Source organism: Ruegeria sp. BK1, from assembly GCF_056535645.1.
This window is the reverse complement of sequence record NZ_JBQFIS010000001.1, coordinates 2,782,532-2,799,144: the sequence shown is the minus strand read 5'-3', so window position 1 is coordinate 2,799,144 and position 16,613 is coordinate 2,782,532. Positions and strand designations below refer to the sequence as shown.

Here is a 16,613-nt window from a genome sequence, read left to right as displayed (position 1 = left end):
GACCGCCTTGTTTGCCTTCTGGTTTTCGCCTAGGCACGTTCAGGTGAACAGGACCGGAAAGTGCACAGATGAAGCCGCTTGCAGCAGTGACCATGGTATGGCGCGATTATTGGTACCTTGAGAAATGGGTCGCCTACTACACAACTCAGCTTGGCCCCGAGAATGTGTATATCCTGTCCCACGGTGCTGATCCCGAGATTGACCGGATCGGGCAGGGCTGCAACGTCATCGCCATTCTGCGCGACGGGCTGCATCAAAGCTTTGACTACGCCCGCTGGCGCATGTTGTCGGATTTTTCGGCTATGCTGACGCAGTTCTATGACCGGGTGATCGTGGCAGATTGCGACGAATTGCTGGTAACGGCGGACGGATCTGCACTGTTGGACTACAAGTTCGACTTCGATGAAAACGCGGCCGGGGCGGTGGGGTTCAATCTGGTGGCAACGCAGGGCAGTGATCAGGAAACGCTGTTTTCACCCGATAAATTCTGCCTGTTCGAGGTCCCCTATTCCAAACCTTGCCTTGTCCAGCGGCGCGTGTCCTTCGGAACCGGCGGGCATGGGGTGATGAATGACAGTTTCGACCTGCTTCCGGGCCTGTTCAACATGCATTTTCACTATGGCAACCTGGACGAGTTGCACCGACGGGAACAGGAGAGGTCTCCGTTGGTGGATGACTCGATGGCGGGTGGGGTTGAGATTGCCAGTACGCCGGGACAATCCGTGGGGATCGTAGGCTGGCGCAGACGATCACGGCGACACCGGCGGTTGATACGGGAATTGTTACGCTGCGCAGAATTCCCAATGACGGAAAGTGTCGAGCTGTGCCGTCAGGATGCCTTGAAATCATTGATGGCCATGAATGATGGCTATTTCACCCATGATCGGAAAATGGACGTCACCTTGCGAAAGTTCCGGTTTCCCGAGAAATTCCCCATAAAGCTATAGCCCTTTCAAGTTGCTCAAACCGGACTTGAACTCGGCGCATGAGGTTTCGAACGCCTTGAATATCTGCGCGACATTCACCATTTGACTTTGCCCCTGCGCCGATTGCCTTTCACCATCCTGGCAGAGCGTTGCAAGGGTTTTGAAACCAAGGCTCAGCGCGCCGCCTTTCAGAAAGTGCAGGGTTCGTTCGAACCCGTCGCGGTTTGTGTCGGCGCGCAGGCGGGCTAGTGCCTCTTGCACCTCGTCCAGGAAAATTGTGACCACCTCATCAAATTCGCTGGCGCCGACCTCATCCCTTAGTTGTCTGACCCTGGGCCAGTCGATCATACCCAAACCTCCGTATTTTCGGTGACGGAGGATTGGTAACGTGAAAGCGGTAAAAACCCGGTTAAATCTCAAACTGCTTCACCCTTCACCGGATATTAAACAGCTCTGCGCTAGGGTCTGCCTGCAAAGACGGGAACCGCAGGGCATTCAGGTGGCAGAGGTCAGTCAGACAGAAACCAGGGCAGAACTGGGGTTCGGCGGTATCCGAACGGTGCTTGTCGTTGACGACAGTCGCCTGCAGCGCCGAATCCTGGTGGCGTCGCTGAAAAAATGGGGCTTCGATGTTCTCGAAGCTGACAGTGGCGATGCCGCAATTGAGATTTGTGCGCAGGACCTGCCCGATCTAGTGCTCAGCGATTGGGTTATGCCGGGGATGAGCGGGCCGGAATTTTGCCGGGCGTTTCGGGCGTTGGAAACGGATCAATACAGCTATTTTATCCTGCTGACCGCTAAAAGTGAAAAGCAAGAGGTGGCACGGGGTCTGGATGCCGGCGCGGATGACTTTCTGATCAAACCGCTTGAGGCGGATGAGCTGCGCGCGCGCATCTCGGCCGGGGCGCGCATCTTGGACATGCAGCACGAGCTTTCGGAAAAGAACCGGTTGATCGAAACGGCGCTCAGCGAATTGCGGGTGGCCCATGATGCAATCGACAAGGACCTGATGCAGGCGCGCAAGATCCAGGAATCTCTGGTGCCCGAATTGTCGCGGGAATTCGGTAAGTCGCGTGTCAGCATGTTGTTGAAGCCCTGCGGTCACATCGGGGGCGACCTTGTCGGCATGTTCTCACCGGGCGTGAATCGCGTGGGATTTTATAGCATAGATGTCTCGGGCCACGGGATCACTTCGGCGATGATGACCGCGCGTCTGGGTGGATATCTCTCCAGTCAGCATTTTGACCAAAACGTCGCGATGGAGCGGCGCTTTGAAAAGTTCTTTGCGCTTTTACCGCCTGAAGACGTGGCCGAAACGCTCAATTCCCGTTTAATGGCGGATGCAGGGGTCGAAGAATATTTCACCATGGTCTATGCCATTGTCGATTTGCGCAACGGGCATGTCAAAATGGTGCAGGCTGGCCATCCGCATCCACTGTTGTTGCGCCGGAACGGTGGGACCGAGTTTCTGGGCGAAGGCGGTTTACCGATCGGATTGCTGTCAGACGTGTCTTTTCAGCGGACCGAAATCTATATGGAACCGGGCGACAAGCTGCTGCTCTATTCAGATGGGTTCACCGAATGCAGCTTGGCCGATGGCTCTCTGCTAGACGAAGACGGGCTGCGGCGCCTGGCAACCGACTGCGCGCCGGGTCGCAGCGGGACCGAGTTTCTGGACGACATGTATTGGCGGTTGACGCAATCCATGGCACCGGGGAAGGGCATGGATGATGACGTCTCGGCCGTATTCTTCGAATATAACGGGAACTAGAGATCCAGCAGATATTGCGTGGCAAAGTGACGATCCCCGTCATTTCCCAACATTTGGGCTGCATCTGTGGCCTCCATCCAAAGCGCTTCGTGAAACGGCTCGGTCGGGAGGCCGATGCACCGCACCGGACGGGCGCGGTAGATCAGGCAGACCTTTTCGGCCCACAGGTCGTATTCCGGCATATAAGTAAAGCGCCGGAAGGCACCGACGCGCCGGGGCGCGGCGATCAGCCAGCCGGTTTCCTCGGCCACTTCGCGATGCAGCGCGGTGATGGGTGATTCGCCGGGATCGATACCGCCGCCCGGAAGTTGCAGATCGGGGCCGGGTTCCAACTGACAGGTCAGCAAAAGCTGCTGCCCGCGCGGCAATAAGGCGTAAACTCCTACCCGCTGCGTGTATTTGCGCCCTGCTTGCGGGGTTTCACCGAACCGTCTGATCATGTATGGCCCCTTACAACCCGAAATCTTCGACCTATATGCTGGCGGTATGCCAATCTGTGGCGTGTAAGGAAACCCCATGTCTCTTGGAACCAAAATCGCGTGGGACGACACCGTCCTGCCCTTTCAACTCGATGTATCCGATATGCGTGGCCGCGTAGCGCGGTTGGACGGGGTGCTGGACGGCATCCTGAAGCAGCATGACTACCCTGAAAAGGTCGAGGCTTTGGTGGCCGAGATGGCCCTGCTAACCGCATTGATCGGTCAGACGGTTTCGCTGCGCTGGAAGCTGTCTTTGCAGGTGCAATCCAAGGGGGCGGTGCGCATGATTGCAACCGATTACTATGCCCCGCAGGCCGAGGGTGAACCGGCCCGCATCCGCGCCTATGCCAGTTTCGACCATGATAAGCTGACCGATGCCGCGCCGTTTGATCAGGTTGGCGAGGGGTATTTCGCCATCCTCATCGACCAGGGCGAGGGTACGCAGCCCTATCAGGGCATTACGCCGCTGGCCGGTGGCTCACTCAGCGCCTGTGCCGAAGCTTATTTCGCACAGTCCGAACAGTTGCCGACGCGGTTCTCGCTGAGTTTTGGGAAATCGACCGAACCGGGCGTCGGTGAGCATTGGCGCGCGGGCGGGGTGATGTTGCAGCACATGCCCAAAGCCTCGCCTTTTGCGGCTTCGGGTCAGGGCGCGGGCGAGATTCTGACCGCCAATGATCTGGTGGACGGGGAAGAGGGCGAAAATTGGGGCCGCGTCAACATCCTGTTGGATACGGTGGACGATCTTGAACTAATAGGACCGTCCATAGCGCCGACCGACCTGCTGATCCGCCTGTTTCACGAGGAACAGCCGCGTGTATACGATGCGCAGCCGGTGCAGTTCGGCTGCACCTGCTCCGAAGACCGTGTGCGGCAAAGCCTGTCGATCTATTCGGCCAAGGACATCGAAAAGATGACCACGCCCGAGGGTGACGTGACCGCGGATTGCCAGTTCTGCGGTGCGCATTATGTGCTAGACCCCAGCACTGTTGGTTTCGATGCTGACAACGCCTGAACTGACAGACCAGCTGCGGGTGGCCCTGCGCCGCCCCGGCAACGGGTCAAGCGATTTTGACCTGAACCCCGACACGGTTCTGCCCGAAGGGCGCAAGCTGCGACCGGCCGGAGTTCTGGTTCCGATTTCCATCGCCGATGGCACGCCGCGCCTGATCCTGACGAAACGTTCCTCGGCCCTGAAACATCATCCGGGGCAGATCGCTTTTCCAGGCGGTAAGCAGGATGAGGGGGATGTGGATGCCACCGCCACCGCCCTGCGCGAGGCCCGTGAAGAAATTGGCTTGCCCGAGGATCTGCCGGAAATTCTGGGTCATCTGCCCACGCATGAGACGGTGACGTCCTTCACGGTCACGCCGGTCGTGGCAATCTTGCATGACAGGGTCCGGTTTGTATCTGAACCTGGTGAGGTGGACGAGGTTTTCTCGGTCCCGCTTGCGCATGTGCTGAACCCTGAAAACTATCTCGTTGAATCGCGCCGGTGGCGGGGTCAGAAACGGTATTATTTTACGGTGCCCTATGGTCCCTACTACATCTGGGGCGCGACGGCCCGAATGCTGCGAGGTTTGGCTGCACGGATGAGCGAATGACGGTGATCACCGAAGATTGGGTGTCAAACCCGGCGACGCAAACAGTTTGCGCGGCGCTGGTGAATGCGGGCGCGCAATCCTTGTTTGTCGGTGGTTGCGTGCGCAATGCGCTGCTGGGGGCTCCGGTCTCGGATATCGACATCGCCACGGATGCGCGGCCTGAACGCGTAATGGAACTGGCGCAAGGTGCTGGTCTGAAAGCGATCCCCACCGGGATTGATCATGGCACCATCACTGTCGTCAGCGATGGCATCCCGCATGAGATCACGACCTTTCGCCGTGACGTGGAAACCGACGGTCGCCGGGCCGTAGTGGCCTTTTCCGATCACGTGGAAGAGGACGCGGCCCGCCGCGATTTCACCATGAACGCGCTTTACGCCCAGCCTGACGGCTCGGTTTTGGACCCGTTGAACGGGTTGGGCGATTTGCAGGCGCGACGGGTGCGGTTCATAGGCACGGCAGAACACCGCATTCGCGAAGACTACCTGCGGTCGCTGCGCTATTTCCGGTTTCATGCGTGGTATGGCGACGCTGAGGCGGGGTTTGACCCCGATGCACTGGCCGCGATTGCGTCCAATCTGGACGGGCTTGTCGCCCTGTCTCGCGAACGCGTTGGCGCTGAACTGTTGAAACTATTGGGTGCGCAGGATCCTGCGCCTTCGGTCGCGGCGATGCGGCAGGCGGGGGCTCTGTCTCAAATCCTGCCAGGGGCGGATGACCGCGCGCTTGCTCCTTTGATTGCATTAGAAGAACAGGCGGGGGTTGATCCCGAACCGATCCGCCGTCTGGCCGCCATTGCCCCGCCTGAGATCGCCAAGACCCTGCGCCTGAGCAAAACCCAGCTTCAACGCTTGACCCGGATGCGGGATGAGGCCAGCGGCACCGCATCCATTGCCGAGTTGGGCTTTCGCGACGGCGAAGAGGATGGTCTGCACGAAGCTTTGCTGCGCTGCGCTCTTCTGGAACAGCCTTGGTCAGAAGACATGCGCGCTGATCTGCGCAAAGGGGCTGCCGCCGATTTCCCAGTTCAAGCGACCGATCTGATCCCGGATTTCACCGGCCCCGCGCTGGGCAAAAAACTGGCAGAGCTTGAGACGCGGTGGATTGCGTCCGGGTTTGCCCTCACCCGTGAAGAACTGCTGGGAAGCTGAGCCAAAGCCTCAAAAAGGGATGACAATTTGGATTCTTTGTGCTTACGTGCGCCTGTCACATGAATGGAGGGATGCGAATGTATTACGGGATCTGGTTCGGCTAAAGCCGGGACACGTTGACCCGTAAGGGTGGTGTTCTGGCACCATCTTTCTTCGCACGACCTATTATCTGCTCAATCTGGAGCACGCTTCATGTTTCGCTATTTCGAAAACCTTGTTGACCCTTTTGCCGCTTACACGGAAACCAACACGCCGCCCACGCGGCTGTGGCCGTTCATGCTGGAATATACCCGGCCCTTCTATGGGCTGTTTGTCTGGGCGGCGCTGATCTCGATCATTGTGGCCGCGGTCGAAGTTGGGCTGATCTACTACATGGGCCGCGTTGTGGACCTGTTGTCCGGCTCTCCGGCCGAAGTCTGGAAAGCCCATGGCACCGAGTTGATTCTGATGGCCATCTTCGTTCTGCTGCTGCGTCCGCTGTTGCATGTGGTGGATGTATTGCTGCTGAACAATGCAATTTTGCCCAATGTAGGGACTATTTTTAGATGGCGTGCCCATAATCATGTGCTGCGCCAGTCGGTGAAATGGTTCGAAAATGATTTCGCCGGCCGTATCGCCAACCGCATCATGCAGACGCCTCCCGCCGCGGGTGAGGCGGTGTTTCAGGTGTTTGACGCGATCTCTTTCTCGCTTGCGTATCTGGTGGGTGCGGCGATCCTGTTGATGGCCGCCGATCCGCGCCTGTTATTGCCGTTGCTGATCTGGTTTGCGCTCTATGCGCTGCTAGTACGATGGACGGTTGCGCGGGTGGGGCCCGCGTCCAAGGCGGCCTCGGATGCGCGGTCCGAAGTGACAGGGCGGGTGGTGGACAGCTATACCAACATCCATTCGGTCAAAATGTTTGCCCATGACGCGCAAGAGCTGGGCTATGCCCGCGAAGCGATCGAGGAAACGCGTCGCACGTTCCAGATCGAGATGCGGATTTTCACCATCATGGATGCTGTCCTGGTTGCGCTGAACGGGTTGCTGATCGTCAGCGTGGTCGGCTGGGCCATTGCGCTTTGGATGCAGGGCAGCGCCTCGGTCGGGGTGGTCGCGGCGGCGACGGCGCTGACCTTGCGGCTGAATGCGATGACCGGCTGGATCATGTGGGCGTTGACCAGCTTCTTTCGGGAGCTGGGTGTTGTGGCCGAAGGGATGGAGACGATAGCTCAACCCATCGACCTGCTCGATGCACCGGACGCACAGCCTTTGCAGCTGACCCACGGTCAGATCGACATCCGCGATCTGTCGCATCACTATGGGCGCGAGACCGGAGGGCTGGATCACATCAACCTGACAATTCAGCCTGGTGAAAAGATCGGTCTGATCGGGCGGTCCGGAGCCGGTAAGTCGACCTTGGTCAAGTTGCTTTTGCGGTTTTATGATGTCGAACAGGGCGCGATCCTGATTGACGATCAGAACATCGCACAGGTCACGCAGAACAGTTTGCGCAGCCATATCGGCATGGTGCAGCAGGACAGCGCGTTGCTGCACCGCTCGGTCCGGGACAACATCCTCTATGGCCGCCCCGGAGCGACAGAGGAGCAAATGATCGCCGCCGCCAAGCAAGCCGAAGCGCATGAGTTCATCCTTGATCTGCAAGACCCGCAGGGGCGCACGGGTTATGACGCGCATGTGGGTGAGCGTGGCGTGAAACTGTCTGGTGGCCAACGGCAACGGGTGACGTTGGCGCGAGTCATTCTGAAAGATGCGCCGATTTTGCTGTTGGATGAGGCGACGTCTGCCCTAGATTCCGAGGTCGAAGCCTCAATCCAGGAAACGCTCTACGGCATGATGCAGGGAAAAACCGTGATCGCCATTGCTCACCGTCTTAGCACGATCGCCCGCATGGACCGTATTCTGGTCATGGATGGCGGCAAGATCGTCGAGCAAGGTGGCCATGCAGAGCTACTGTCGCAGGGCGGACTATATGCTCAGTTCTGGGCGCGGCAATCCGGCGGCTTTCTGAACCCGGAGGCCGCGGAATGAGGGTTGCTGACCTCATAAACCCGTTCAAATCCACCGAAACGCCCCCGCCGCAAACGCTGGGGGCGTTCATTCGCTGGAGCCTGTCGGGCGCCTGGCCGATGATCTTTGTTGCCGCGTTCTTCTCGGCGTCGGCAGGTGCGATGGAAGCCGGAACTGCCTGGATCTTGGGACGCGTCATAGACGTGGCGACCCAAGGCGGTCCCGAGGGTTTTCTGAGCGGCAGCAACCTGTGGGTCATCCTTGGCGGTGCCGCGTTCTTCATGCTGCTGCGCCCTGTGTTTTTCGGCATGTCGGCCCTGTCGAACAACTATGTCGTGATGCCCAATATCACGCCCTTGGTGTTGGCGAAGCTGAACCGCTGGACTCTGGGCCAATCCGTCACCTATTTCGATGATGATTTCGCCGGACGGATTGCGCAGAAACAGATGCAGACCTCGAACGCGATGGCCTCGGTCGTGTCCGAGACAATCAGTGCGATTGTCTTTGCGCTGGCCTCGCTTGTGGGTTCTTTGCTTTTGTTAGGATCGATTCATCCACTGGTGATGATGCCTTTTATCGGCTGGCTCATCGTCTACTTCCTTTTGATCCGCTGGTACCTGCCGCGAATCCGGTTGCGCTCGGCCGCGCGGGCCGGGGCGCGGGCGATGGTGTCGGGGCAGGTGGTGGATACGATCACCAATATCAAGACGGTCAAGCTGTTCGCTCATTCCGCGTTCGAAGATCAGGCCGCGCGTACAGCTATGGTCGATCTACGCGAAAGATCTCTGGAGTTCGGCAGCCTGTCCGCCGCTTTCCGGTTCATCCTGATGGTGCTGGCAGGTGTTCTGCCGGTCTTGCTGATGGGCGCGACCTTGTTGCTGTGGCGCAGCGACATTGCGACGGCGGGTGATATCGTTGCGGCGGGCGCAGTCTCGATCCGCATTTCGCAGATGACCGGCTGGGTCAGTTTCACCCTGATGGGTCTTTACGCCAATATCGGCGAGGTCGAAAATGGCATGAAAACCCTGGCCAAACGTGACCGGGTCGAGGATGCACCTGCCGCAAAGGAACTGAAAGTGGGTCAGGGTCAGATCGCCTTCGACCACGTTAGCTTTGCCTATGGTCGTGATATCGGCGGCGTATCGGATGTGGATTTGGTCATTCACCCCGGCGAAAAACTGGGGATCGTTGGGGCCTCTGGCGCAGGTAAATCGACGCTCGTCTCGCTGCTATTGCGGCTCTATGACGGGGAAAAAGGCGCTATTCGCATTGATGGGCAGGACGTGTCACAGGTGACGCAGGACAGCCTGCGCCGTCAGATCGGCATGGTCACGCAGGAAACCGCGATGTTCAATCGCTCGGCGCGTGACAATATTCTGTACGGCCGCCCCGATGCTTCTGAGGATCAGATGATTGCCGCCGCAAAAAAGGCCGAGGCGCATGAATTCATCCTGTCCCTGCAAGATGCTCACGGTCGCACCGGCTATGACGCGCATCTGGGTGAGCGGGGCGTAAAGCTGTCGGGTGGACAGCGTCAGCGCATCGCTTTGGCCCGCGCAATCCTCAAAGACGCCCCAATTCTGGTGCTGGATGAGGCGACCTCGGCGCTGGATTCCGAGGTTGAGGCGTCGATCCAGACAGCCCTGCACCGCGTGATGGAAGGCAAAACCGTTCTGGCCATTGCCCACCGCCTGTCCACCCTCAGCGAGATGGACCGGATCGTGGTTCTGGATCAGGGCCGCGTCGTCGAATCCGGCTCGCATGACGCGCTGCTGGATCAAGGCGGGCTTTATGCGCGGTTCTGGCACCGCCAGTCAGGCGGATTCATTCAGGCCGAGGCGGCGGAATAGCGCCCAAAGGGCTTTTGTTGTGTGCAAAGCACCGGTATCAGGCCCGCATGACTCAGACATTCACCATAAACCGCCTTGGCCATCAGGGCGACGGGATAGCCGACGGTCCCGTTTATGCCACCCGAACCCTTCCGGGTGAGGTGGTCAGCGGCACGCTTAACGGGCAGGTTTTGACTGATATCCGGGTCGAATCCCCCTCGGACCAACGGGTGAAGGCACCGTGTCGCCACTATAAGGCCTGCGGTGGCTGTCAATTGCAGCACGCGGCGGATGATTTTGTCGCTGACTGGAAAGTGGCGGTGGTGCGCTACGCGCTGGCCGCGCAGGGGCTCGATGCCCTGATGCGGCCCATTCACACCTCGCCGGAACGTTCGCGTCGCCGTGCAACGATTGCCGTTCGGCGGACGAAGAAAGGCACGCTTGCCGGGTTCCACGGACGCGCGTCTGATACCATCACCGAGATCCCCGATTGTCACCTGCTGGACCCGGCCCTGATCGCTGCCATTCCCGTGGCCGAGGCGCTGGCTCTGTTGGGTGGCAGTCGTAAAGGCGTGCTGGCGGTGACGCTCACCTTGTCCGAAGGCGGACTGGACGTTGCGGTCAAAGGCGGCAAGCCGCTGGATGGCCCGTTGGAACTGGCCCTTGCGCAAGCGACCGAGAAACACGGGCTTGCCCGCCTCAGTTGGGAGGGCGAGGTTATCGCGATGCGCCACGCCCCGGTTCAGCGCTTCGACGGAGCTGCGGTTGTACCGCCGCCCGGTGCGTTTTTGCAGGCGACGAAAGAGGGCGAACAGGCTCTGTTACAGGCAGTATTGCAGGCCACGCAGGGGGCAAAGCGGGTTGTCGATCTGTTTGCAGGATGCGGAACCTTCTCGCTGCCTCTGGCGCAAACTGCCGAAGTTTATGCAGTTGAGGGCGAGTCTGCGATGACCGACGCGTTGGATCAGGGGTGGCGCCGGGCACAGGGGTTGAAAAAAGTCACGACCGAGGCGCGCGATCTGTTCCGCCGCCCGCTGATGCCGGACGAGCTGAAACCCTATGACGCCGTGGTGCTGGACCCGCCCCGCGCCGGGGCAGAGGCACAAACTGCCGAGCTGGCGCAGGCCAAACCGCCGGTGATTGCCTATGTTTCGTGCAACCCGGTCACCTTTGCCCGCGACGCAAAGACGCTGGTTAACGCAGGCTACACCCTTGAATGGGTACAGGTGGTTGACCAATTTCGGTGGTCGTCCCACACCGAACTTGCCGCCCGGTTCGCTCTGAACCCCTAATCGCACTGGAGATCCCGAATGGGCATCAATCAGCGTCTGCTGACCATTATAGAAGCGCCGATTTTCGGCAAATTCATCACCGGTGTCATCCTGTTTAACGCCGCTCTCTTGGGCATGGAAACCGCCGAGACCTTGATGGAGGCTGCGGGCCCTTTGATCGTGACTCTGGATAAGCTTTGTCTTGCGATTTTTGTGGCCGAGATCGCGATGAAACTGGTCGCGACCGGGCGTCGGTTCTTCACAAGCGGCTGGAATATCTTTGATTTTATCATTGTGGGCATAGCTCTTGTCCCCAGTGCCGGCGCATTGTCTGTGTTGCGCGCATTGCGAATTCTGCGAGTGTTACGCGTGATCTCGGTCGCGCCGCGCCTGCGTCGGGTGGTCGAAGGCTTTATCTCGGCGCTGCCGGGCATGGCCAGCGTATTTTTGCTGATGGCGATACTGTTCTATATCGGGGCTGTGATCTCGACCAAGCTGTTCTCGGGCAGCTTTCCCGACTGGTTCGGCGATCTGGGTCTGTCGGCCTATACACTGTTTCAGATCATGACGCTGGAAAGTTGGTCTATGGGGATCGTCCGCCCAGTGATGCAGGTTTATCCCTATGCATGGCTGTTCTTTGTTCCCTTCATCATGGTCACGACCTTTGCAGTGGTGAACCTGCTGGTTGGTCTGATCGTGAACTCGATGCAGGACGCGCACCATGCCGAGGATGAAGTGAAAACCGATGCCTATCGGGACGAGGTGCTGGAACGGCTGGAAAATATCGAACGACGCCTGGCCGAGCGGGCGAACAGCAAAAAGTGATTTCAGTTTTTGTGTTTTATGGCATAAATTCGGAAAAAAATAAGTAGCAGGCAGTGAAATATGGATCGTCGAGCATTTGGATTGGGTGCTGTGGCAGCGGTAGGCCTTTCGGCCTGTGCCTCGGCCAGCCCACGTTTTCTAACTTATGATGGACCCGAAGTAACATCTTTGGTCATCAACAAGGGCGCGCGGAAGTTGTATCTTCTGCACAACGAACACGTCCTCAAGGAATATAATGTAGATCTTGGATTCGCCCCCGAAGGGACCAAGACCAAGCGCGGCGATGGGCGCACCCCCGAGGGCACCTATCTGATTGACCGCCGCAACCCCAACAGCCGATATCACTTGTCGTTGGGAATCTCGTATCCCAATTCCAACGATGTTGCGCAGGCCAAAGCCGCCGGGGTTGATCCGGGTGGGGATATCTTTATCCACGGCCAACCGAACAGACGGGCTGAACGCAAACGCGCCAAGAAAACGCCCGATTGGACGGCAGGCTGCATCGCCGTCAAGAATGAAGAGATTGAAGAGATCTACGCGATGGTAAACCGCGGCACGATCATCACCTTGCGCGCGTAACCGGTTTCCACCGATCAAATCCGAATTGCATATAGTCGCGCTGGTAGGTTTCGGCCGCCAGCGCCTCGATTTTTTCGTCACAAATGTCTGACAGGTCGTAAGGCGCATCGCGCACTACGGCCGTTGGAGTCGGGGGGGCCTCATGGCCGAAACGGCGCGCCAACTCGGGCAGGGCAGTGGTGACGTCTTCTTCGCGTAGGATCAGATCAGGGGGCGTGAAACCCGCCATCCCCTCCAGCACTTGTGCCTGGCTGCACCAGACCCCGTCAACGCGCACCGGAGTCTGACCGGCCAGATTCTGGCGGAGAAAGGTCAGGAATTCGCAAAAAGCCTGATGGTGCTGCTCGATCGGATAATTGCCGTCGCGCAATTGACCGGGGATTGGCAGTTTGAACCGATTGCGCAGCATGTTGCGAATTTTCAGATAAGCGCCCGGTTCGGTGCTGAGGATATAGCGGCAATAGGCCGTATGAGCCCGCGCCAAAGGGTGGCGCAGCACCGTGAATTTGCGGTGTCCGGGATGTGATTGCAGCCAGTTCCGTGCTTGTCGCCTGTTCTGGCCCGTGGTCAGATTATCCTGCGGCACGCCATCCAGATCCGCCAGCCATTGCGTAATCGGCCCTTCCAGCCCGCCGCGCACAGGCAGATACATCAGCGGCGTTTGCGGGGCGGCCACATAGGTCGCAACAGCCGGACCGCGCCGGGGCTCGAAATTCGGCGTGCGATGCAGGTTGAACCGGTCCAGAGTGGGCAGCGCGCGCTCCATCTCATCAGGGTTTGTCACTTTGGAGCGCGCCGGTTCCGGGTTTTGCGGTTTGAGCGTGTCGTCCAATGCATCCAACCGCGCCTCAACCCCCAACCATGCGGCCAGGCCGTTCAAACTGTCCAGCCGCTGCAGATCCTCATAGGCAAGGTAGAAGGGGGTCTGACCGGTGGCTTGCATCTGGTGCAGGATCGAGGTTTGGAAGGCGTGGTGTTGATCCAGAAACCGTTCGAACTCGGCCGCGTCAAAACCAACCTGCGCTTCGCGCCGCCGCTTTATGTTCTTGAGCTGCCATTGCTTGGTTTCCCGCGCGATCTTAAGCGAAACATAGCTGTCCAAAGGATTGCGCGTCAGAATAATCTTGGCGCAGCGCGGATCGGTCAAAACAGGCTCTAACACACGATTGTCGTGACCGTCGAAAAACCGAAACCCGTTCAGACCGTCGCCCGACCGGATGGCGTCCAGCAGGGACAGCGGGTCCGCATCGCGCTCATCCAACGTGATCCCCAGCAGATCGTCCTTTTTGATGCGCCCGATGAAATGCGGGTTGAACGCCTCTCCATGGCTGGTCACGCCGTCCAGCGCATTCAGGTTTGCTTCCAAAAGGTTCGAACCGGTGCGCATGGCTGCGAGAATAACGAAATAGTCGAAGGTCTTGGCCATTGCGTGCTATTGCACCAGATAGGGTTTCGGAAACGTGCGGAGTTTGGTGCCAAACACGTCATCCGCCGGAAAATCGCCCATCAAATAGGGGTGCATGCCCTGGTTTTTCAGATTTTGCAGGAATTGGCCAAATCCGCTGAGATCCACCATGGTGGGGGCTTTGGTCAAGTGGCCGTGGGGTTGTGTACCAATCTCATCAATCACGGTTTGCAGAGCTTCCATCGGCGATTCCACGAACTCGGCCAAGGTCCAGGTCCTGACCCGTGCCTTGGTCCAGACCGAGTTCAGAACCTCTAGCTGTTTGGTCTCGATTTGCTGAAGTCGCGCCGCCTCGGCCCGGATGTCGGCGAAATCCCGGTTGGACCGGAACAAGGGGATCGCCCAGGCCCCCGTGATGACCGAGATTTGGGCATTTCGGTCGCGGGCAAAGAACCAGTTGATCTTTTGCGTGTCGCGCGGGCTGAACTGAAAACACTGTCGTTCACCCCGCGTGTTCCAGATCAGGTTTGAAACGAATGCAGTGGGATTATAGTCGCGCAAAGTGGCGCAATCGCTTAAGGCACCGTTGATGACAGATGCCCCATCCACAAATTCGGCCCGCTCAGGGTCGAACAGATGTCCGTGAACACGCGTTCCGGTACAATCCGTCAGCCAGGGTGCAAAATCATCGAACAACTCGGCAAAGCCCTGAAACACAGAATAGGGGAAACAGGTCAGGCCATTTTCGCTGCCATGGCGGGGGAAGCGGCTTTGCATGTACAGCCCGTCCCGGCCGCGGGTCCGACGTTCGACCGCTTTGGAAAAGACTCGGTCAATCTTGCCGGGGTTGGGCTCTGCCCGTTCCAACGCGCCGGATTGATCCTTCAGAAAACTTTGGTACAGACGATCAGCCTCGCACCAGATTTTGCGGGCAACAAAACAGTCGGACCGGCGCAGCAATTGTAGATGGTCGTCATAGAAAATATGCGGACGACCCTGAAAATCGAATTTCGACAGAGTCAGAGACCGGCTTTCAATATGTGTCGAATACATTCGGGCCAGCGTCTGGAAATAGCTTTCATCCGGTATCCAGACCCGACTGAAATAGCGGTCATAGGTCTTGCGTTTGGGGTCTTGCAGAATGGCGGACAGAGTCTGACGGGTCAGGCACCACCATTGGCTGCCCATATGTGGTACAAGACCGTCTGGAATTCGTCGGCGCAGACCGAGCGCGCGTTGGAGCTTCACATGGACATCAAACAATTTGCGATGCTTGCGCCAGGAAAACGGAAACCGCAGGGTGAACCGTTCCTGATCCAGCCCGCCAATTGTCCAACTGACATCTGCGGTCGTGGCGCTTTCGATGAAATCGACGCGGGGCCGCTGTGCAAGGTAGTCGATGAGTTCGGCAACTGGGCGCAGAGGCAGACACGCGCCGGAGGACAGAAAAACGTGATGCACATCGGGAAAAGCGTTCAACATCATCTCGGACGCTGATTGCGTGGCTCGCACAATTCCCCAGCCACCCCAGTGGCAGGTGAACCGGTCTGAAAAGCGGATCAGGGGTTCATCTTTACAAGCGGCTCTGAACGCAGCGCATGTGGGGTCGGGCACTTTGCGATCCACGTGAATGACAACAGGGCATCCGGCGGCGGCCCAATGGCGGGCAACCTGTTCGGCCCGGTTGAAGGCAGTGTGGACCAGCATGACAACCCCAAGGCTCATGCCCAGTTCCCCTTGGACATCAGGCCGAGAATCTCAAGCTGCCGCCAGTTGATGTATTTCTCGGACCAGTCACACCAGAACACCGTCTGATCCTCCAACCCTTCGGCATAGGCGCGGTATTCACCGGATTTGCGGTAGTGCTGGCCGCGTTGCATTTCTTCCAACGCCTTGGCGCCCAGCGTGTCGATCAGCTTGGCGTGCAGTAGGGCACCGCTGGCTTTTTCGCCGCCCCATTCGTCATAGACTTGATTCAACCCGCGCGGCAGCAGGGAATGGGTCGAGCTGACATAGACATAGCGCCGGTCCCATTTCACAAGCGGGATCTTGTTAAGCGCGGGGGCTTTTTCCGGTGTGTCGCGAAAAAACGTGCGTGCGCGGGGGCCGCCCTGTATCCACAGGTTCCCATACTCGGGGTTCTTGGTGATCATGTAATTGCCCGCGTCGAACCAACGGGCGATTTCGAACGGGTCCTGACCCTCGCGGTAAGGTTCATCATCCACGGGTCCGCGTGGGTACATATCGACCAGCATGGTGCCGAAACTGCGCACGGCACATCCGTTCAACCAATCGGTTAAAGCGCGGATGGGGCGCGTGTCGCAGAACGGGTAGATAAAGAACTCGTCCGGGTCGACTGTCAGTACCCAATGACCGTGGGCGTATTTCCGCAGCAGGTAGTTGGACCAGTCGATGCCAAAGGTTGCCCGCCGATAGCTGGCATCAGTTGACCAAAGCGAGACATCGGGTTGATTGGCCAGAAACGCACCGGTTCCGTCCTCGCTGTCATTGTCGACGAACAGAAAGTGATCGACCCCCAGCTTTCGGTAATAGTCCAGGAAATACGGCAGGCGAATTTTCTCGTTCCGCACGACGCTGACCAGCAGAATATCGCGGCGGCTGATCTTGTTAGTCTGGTCCAAGACAGGCGTCAGTTCGCGCCGCTTGCGCAGGCAACGCAAAAGGCGGCGCTTGCGCCGCAATCTCATGCGATACGAATCCAACAGGCTCACGTGACGGCCCAACCTTTTACTTTACGCGAGC

Annotated in this window: 15 protein-coding genes; 10 read left to right on the top strand and 5 right to left on the bottom strand. The window is 58.5% G+C overall.

The genetic code is table 11. From position 1 onward, the window contains the following. Positions 1-68 precede the first annotated feature (68 nt). Positions 69-947, top strand: coding sequence for a glycosyltransferase family 2 protein (locus tag ACR3E7_RS13900; protein WP_480505404.1), 879 nt, complete (start codon positions 69-71; stop codon positions 945-947). Here ACR3E7_RS13900 and ACR3E7_RS13895 read toward each other — a convergent pair. Beyond that, positions 942-1,274, bottom strand: coding sequence for an Hpt domain-containing protein (locus ACR3E7_RS13895; RefSeq protein ID WP_480505406.1), 333 nt, complete (start codon positions 1,272-1,274; stop codon positions 942-944). The genes ACR3E7_RS13900 and ACR3E7_RS13895 overlap by 6 nt on opposite strands. 151 nt (positions 1,275-1,425) lie before the next feature. On the opposite strand from ACR3E7_RS13895, the gene ACR3E7_RS13890 reads away from it, so the two are divergent. Beyond that, on the top strand, positions 1,426-2,697 hold the full coding sequence (locus tag ACR3E7_RS13890) for a PP2C family protein-serine/threonine phosphatase (protein WP_480505408.1): 1,272 nt from the start codon (positions 1,426-1,428) through the stop codon (positions 2,695-2,697). Here the strand turns inward: ACR3E7_RS13890 and ACR3E7_RS13885 are convergent. Further along, entirely contained in the window at positions 2,694-3,137 is a 444-nt protein-coding gene (locus ACR3E7_RS13885; RefSeq protein ID WP_480505410.1) for an NUDIX hydrolase, read from the bottom strand. The genes ACR3E7_RS13890 and ACR3E7_RS13885 overlap by 4 nt on opposite strands. Positions 3,138-3,213: 76 nt before the next feature. Between ACR3E7_RS13885 and hslO the strand changes: the two genes are divergently transcribed. From hslO to ACR3E7_RS13845, 8 genes are all read left to right on the top strand, one after another. Next, positions 3,214-4,191, top strand: coding sequence for an Hsp33 family molecular chaperone HslO (gene hslO, locus ACR3E7_RS13880; RefSeq protein WP_170786151.1), 978 nt, complete (start codon positions 3,214-3,216; stop codon positions 4,189-4,191). Then, positions 4,175-4,780, top strand: coding sequence for a CoA pyrophosphatase (locus ACR3E7_RS13875; RefSeq protein WP_170790297.1), 606 nt, complete (start codon positions 4,175-4,177; stop codon positions 4,778-4,780). Before hslO ends, ACR3E7_RS13875 begins: the two co-directional genes overlap by 17 nt. Further along, entirely contained in the window at positions 4,777-5,931 is a 1,155-nt protein-coding gene (locus tag ACR3E7_RS13870) for a CCA tRNA nucleotidyltransferase (protein WP_480505412.1), read from the top strand. The genes ACR3E7_RS13875 and ACR3E7_RS13870 overlap by 4 nt, the downstream gene beginning before the upstream one ends. Positions 5,932-6,123: 192 nt before the next feature. Next, positions 6,124-7,962 carry an ABC transporter ATP-binding protein gene (locus ACR3E7_RS13865; protein ID WP_480505413.1) on the top strand — a complete coding sequence of 613 codons (1,839 nt, stop codon included), beginning with the start codon at positions 6,124-6,126 and terminating at the stop codon, positions 7,960-7,962. Next, a complete protein-coding gene (locus ACR3E7_RS13860; protein ID WP_480505415.1) occupies positions 7,959-9,791 on the top strand; it encodes an ABC transporter ATP-binding protein in 1,833 nt (610 codons plus the stop codon). The genes ACR3E7_RS13865 and ACR3E7_RS13860 overlap by 4 nt, the downstream gene beginning before the upstream one ends. A 47-nt stretch (positions 9,792-9,838) precedes the next feature. Continuing rightward, complete coding sequence (locus ACR3E7_RS13855) at positions 9,839-11,062, top strand: class I SAM-dependent RNA methyltransferase (RefSeq protein ID WP_480505417.1); 1,224 nt, start codon at positions 9,839-9,841, stop codon at positions 11,060-11,062. An 18-nt stretch (positions 11,063-11,080) separates the two neighbouring features. Continuing rightward, positions 11,081-11,866 (top strand): ion transporter, encoded by a 786-nt coding sequence (locus tag ACR3E7_RS13850; RefSeq protein ID WP_480505418.1) that lies wholly within the window; start codon positions 11,081-11,083, stop codon positions 11,864-11,866. A gap of 60 nt (positions 11,867-11,926) precedes the next feature. Then, complete coding sequence (locus tag ACR3E7_RS13845; RefSeq protein ID WP_170771395.1) at positions 11,927-12,445, top strand: L,D-transpeptidase family protein; 519 nt, start codon at positions 11,927-11,929, stop codon at positions 12,443-12,445. Here the strand turns inward: ACR3E7_RS13845 and ACR3E7_RS13840 are convergent. From ACR3E7_RS13840 to ACR3E7_RS13830, 3 genes are read right to left on the bottom strand one after another with little or no spacing between them, the layout of a single operon-like run. Then, complete coding sequence (locus ACR3E7_RS13840) at positions 12,429-13,871, bottom strand: nodulation protein NodH (RefSeq protein ID WP_480505420.1); 1,443 nt, start codon at positions 13,869-13,871, stop codon at positions 12,429-12,431. The genes ACR3E7_RS13845 and ACR3E7_RS13840 overlap by 17 nt on opposite strands. A gap of 6 nt (positions 13,872-13,877) precedes the next feature. Continuing rightward, positions 13,878-15,575, bottom strand: coding sequence for a DUF5927 domain-containing protein (locus tag ACR3E7_RS13835; RefSeq protein WP_480505422.1), 1,698 nt, complete (start codon positions 15,573-15,575; stop codon positions 13,878-13,880). Next, a complete protein-coding gene (locus tag ACR3E7_RS13830; RefSeq protein ID WP_170786542.1) occupies positions 15,572-16,558 on the bottom strand; it encodes a glycosyltransferase family 2 protein in 987 nt (328 codons plus the stop codon). Before ACR3E7_RS13830 ends, ACR3E7_RS13835 begins: the two co-directional genes overlap by 4 nt. Positions 16,559-16,613: the final 55 nt, after the last annotated feature.

Bases quoted from the DNA above. Each gene is read 5' to 3' on its own strand.
- ACR3E7_RS13900 (WP_480505404.1), top strand. From the start codon at position 69: ATGAAGCCGCTTGCAGCAGTGACCATGGTATGGCGCGATTATTGGTAC.
- ACR3E7_RS13895 (WP_480505406.1), bottom strand. From the start codon at position 1,274: ATGATCGACTGGCCCAGGGTCAGACAACTAAGGGATGAGGTCGGCGCC.
- ACR3E7_RS13885 (WP_480505410.1), bottom strand. From the start codon at position 3,137: ATGATCAGACGGTTCGGTGAAACCCCGCAAGCAGGGCGCAAATACACG.
- hslO (WP_170786151.1), top strand. From the start codon at position 3,214: ATGTCTCTTGGAACCAAAATCGCGTGGGACGACACCGTCCTGCCCTTT.
- ACR3E7_RS13875 (WP_170790297.1), top strand. From the start codon at position 4,175: ATGCTGACAACGCCTGAACTGACAGACCAGCTGCGGGTGGCCCTGCGC.
- ACR3E7_RS13870 (WP_480505412.1), top strand. From the start codon at position 4,777: ATGACGGTGATCACCGAAGATTGGGTGTCAAACCCGGCGACGCAAACA.
- ACR3E7_RS13865 (WP_480505413.1), top strand. From the start codon at position 6,124: ATGTTTCGCTATTTCGAAAACCTTGTTGACCCTTTTGCCGCTTACACG.
- ACR3E7_RS13860 (WP_480505415.1), top strand. From the start codon at position 7,959: ATGAGGGTTGCTGACCTCATAAACCCGTTCAAATCCACCGAAACGCCC.
- ACR3E7_RS13855 (WP_480505417.1), top strand. From the start codon at position 9,839: ATGACTCAGACATTCACCATAAACCGCCTTGGCCATCAGGGCGACGGG.
- ACR3E7_RS13850 (WP_480505418.1), top strand. From the start codon at position 11,081: ATGGGCATCAATCAGCGTCTGCTGACCATTATAGAAGCGCCGATTTTC.
- ACR3E7_RS13845 (WP_170771395.1), top strand. From the start codon at position 11,927: ATGGATCGTCGAGCATTTGGATTGGGTGCTGTGGCAGCGGTAGGCCTT.
- ACR3E7_RS13840 (WP_480505420.1), bottom strand. From the start codon at position 13,871: ATGGCCAAGACCTTCGACTATTTCGTTATTCTCGCAGCCATGCGCACC.
- ACR3E7_RS13835 (WP_480505422.1), bottom strand. From the start codon at position 15,575: ATGAGCCTTGGGGTTGTCATGCTGGTCCACACTGCCTTCAACCGGGCC.
- ACR3E7_RS13830 (WP_170786542.1), bottom strand. From the start codon at position 16,558: ATGAGATTGCGGCGCAAGCGCCGCCTTTTGCGTTGCCTGCGCAAGCGG.